Source organism: Xenorhabdus sp. PB62.4, from assembly GCF_014467285.1.
In the GTDB taxonomy this organism is placed as follows: domain Bacteria; phylum Pseudomonadota; class Gammaproteobacteria; order Enterobacterales; family Enterobacteriaceae; genus Xenorhabdus.
The window spans coordinates 3,182-6,289 of the sequence record NZ_NKHR01000047.1; the positions used below are offsets into that span (position 1 = coordinate 3,182).

The 3,108-nt window shown below is 58.6% G+C and carries 3 protein-coding genes; all 3 read left to right on the forward strand.

From position 1 onward, the window contains the following. A partial coding sequence (locus tag Xenpb_RS18605; RefSeq protein WP_304952557.1) for a VasL domain-containing protein occupies window positions 1-378 on the forward strand: 378 nt, incomplete at its 5' end. A 15-nt stretch (window positions 379-393) separates the two neighbouring features. After that, window positions 394-2,520, forward strand: coding sequence for a type VI secretion system tip protein VgrG (locus Xenpb_RS18610; RefSeq protein ID WP_187655642.1), 2,127 nt, complete (start codon window positions 394-396; stop codon window positions 2,518-2,520). A 97-nt stretch (window positions 2,521-2,617) separates the two neighbouring features. Then, a complete protein-coding gene (locus tag Xenpb_RS18615) occupies window positions 2,618-3,022 on the forward strand; it encodes a DcrB-related protein (protein WP_255523199.1) in 405 nt (134 codons plus the stop codon). Window positions 3,023-3,108: the final 86 nt, after the last annotated feature.

Below are 3,108 nucleotides of genomic sequence, written 5' to 3' on the forward strand. Positions count from 1 at the left end.
AGCGTGCCCCTGAAAGGCAGCTGGCATACCACCCGTGACCAGCTTCAGCAACTGGCGGACAAAATCCTGTTGCAGGAGCGTACCCGTGGCAGCTTCACGCTTTCCTACCTGAAAACCGCTGTCTATGACCTCCAGCGCAGCCACGGCAGTGACGTCCCGCTGGAGGAGCTGCTGCGTCAGTTGAGTGTCTACGCGGCGAAAGGGGACAGCGCCCCGCCGGTGTTGCTGAAAGGCATTGATGAGCGCTTTAACGCCCTGCTCGGCCGCTATGACCGGCTGCGTCAGGCGACAGAACAGCGGGAACGCCAGACCGAAAACGATACCGAAAACAATACCAAACGTCATAAGCAAGCCGTCACCACTGACGGCGGGCATTAATCAGGGAGACAGCGTATGTCGATGAAAAAGCGCATTGCGAAACTTCAAAAAGGGCAGGCACTTGTCCGGCAGGGACAGCAGGCCGCCCAAATGGTGCCACAGGTGGCGGGGATGTTGGGGGGCTTAAGTGGCGGCAGTGCGGGCGGGGGCATGGCAGGCCGCCCCGGCGGATTTGTCAGCGGCGTTCAAGGGGCGGCCGGCGGTCAGGGCTTGGCGGCCCGTGCCGCCAGCGGCCAGCACGCAGCAACCCAGGTCCTGCAAAAAGCCAGCGCCATGTTGGGTGGCGGGGGCAGCGCCCCCAGCGGACTGCAATTTACCCTGACGGCGGGGGGCTTGCCGCCGCAGACCTTTGTCGTCACCGGCTTCGACCTGACGGAAGGTTTTTCCCGGCCGTTCAGCCTGAATGTCGGGCTGGCGAGTGCCGACCCGGCCATTGACTTTCCGGCCGTCCTTGACCGCGCTGCAACCCTGACCATCTTGCAGGAAGGCGTTGAACAGCGCAGCATCACCGGAATGGTGGCCCGCTTTGAGCAGGGTAACACCGGGTTGCACCAGACCACTTACCAGATGACCCTCCGCCCTGACCTGTGGCGCACCACCCTGCGCCAGAACTCGCGCATCTTCCAGCAGCAGGACATTGCCACCATCGTCACCACCATCCTGAAAGAGCACGGCATCCGCGACGTGGTGTTCAGCCTGCGCCATCCGCACCCGGAGCGGGAATTCTGCGTGCAATATCAGGAAAGTGACTTTGCTTTCCTGCAACGCCTGACCGCCGAAGAGGGGATTTTCTACTTCTTTGAATGCGGTAACGGGCGTAACACGCTGGTGTTTGCCGACGATGCCGGCTCTGTGCCACCGGGCAAGGTGTTCCCTTATCAGCCGGGGGAGGCGAGCACCGTGGGCGAACCTGCCATCAGTAGCCTGACATGCAGCGCCCAGGTGCGGCCGGCCCAGGTGCAACTCAAAGACTACACCTTCAAAAATCCCGCGTGGCCGGCCGAATTCAGCCAGCAGATGAAGGAAGACACACTCCAGCAGTTGTATTACGAACATTACGACTATCCGGGGCGTTTTAAGGATGAGGCGCACGGTAAGGATTTTACCCGTTACCGGCTGGAAGCCCTGCGTAACGACGCCGTAATGGGACAAGGCAGCGGCAATGCCATTGCCATCCAGCCGGGTAAATTATTCACCCTGCACAACCACCCGCGCGCAGACCTGAACCAGCCGTGGCAAGTGGTGGAAACCCGTCATTCCGGCCGCCAGCCGCAGGCGCTGGAAACCGCCAACAGCGGCCCGGGCACGACCCTGCACAGTCACTTCCACTTTATCCGCCATAACCAGCACTGGCGTCCTGCGCCGCTGCCAAAACCCGTCATCGACGGCCCGCAGATTGCCAAAGTGGTTGGCCCGGCCGGCGAAGAGATTTTCTGTGATCAGTACGGCCGCATCCGCCTCCAGTTCCCGTGGGATCGCTACGGCAAGAGCGATGATCAAAGTTCCTGCTGGATACGCGTCACCCAGCCGTGGGCGGGTCAGGGCTGGGGCATGTTAGCCATCCCGCGCATCGGGCAGGAAGTGGTGGTGGACTTCCTGCACGGCGACCCGGATCAGCCGATCGTCACCGGCAGAACCTATCACGCCAGCAACATCCCGCCGGGCGGGCTGCCGGGCAGCAAAACCCAGATGGCCTTCCGCTCCAAAACCCACAAGGGCGAAGGGTATAACGAGCTGCTGTTTGAGGATGCGAAAGGCAGTGAAAGGCTGTCGCTGCATGCGCAGAAGGACATGAGTACCACGGTGAAAAATGCCCAGACGCTGGTGGTGGAGGCCGGTAACCGGACGCTGACCATCCAGACGGGGGATGAACAAAAAACAGTGGCACAAGGCAATCTGACGGAGAACATCTGCCAGAAACGTAGCACAGAGGCCAATGTGGTACAGGTAAAAACAATGGCAGGTAAAGCCGGAGCAGGAACGCAACTGTATGAAGCCCAGGATGATATCACGCTGAAAGTGGGCAGCGGCACCATCAACATGACGAAGACAAATATCAAAATCTCATTTGGCGGTTCCAGCATTGAGCTGAATGACAGTGGTATTACTTTGCTGGGTGGCAAGATTAATCTGAACAAATAAAAAATGATTTTTCCTATTAAGAACAGAAGAAAAACAAGGATTGACGATGACCGATAAACTTGACCTGTCCCCTTTCCATTTCAACCAAGGCACCATCATGCTGCCATCCAGTTGGCAGGATGCAAGTATTCTGGTGTTGAACAGCCCGGATGAAAAGAACGGTACCAGTTTCACCATATCCCGTGACAACCTGCCGTGGGGCTTGGCGTTCAGTCAGTTTGCGGAGCGGGAAATGACGGCCATTGCCAGGCAACTGAAAGATTATGAAGCAATAACCCATGAATCCGGTGAGCTGAACGGCTTTGATACCGAGACCTTTGAATTTCGCTGGCGTGCCCCAAGTGGTCCGGTACATCAATTAATGAGGCTGCTTAACACCCCCGGGCACGTGCTGATTTTCACCGGCACCTGTCAGGGGGAGATGACGGTGGCTCAGCGGGAACAGATGCAGACCATGATGACAACGTTCCGGTTGCGTGATGAGCCGAAGGATAACGCCTGACAGGGAGGTGTGATATGAGTGTTTCACAGAATGTGATTATGGGCGCAGCAGCGGCAGGGCGGCCCTCTCCGCCACCTGCCACACAC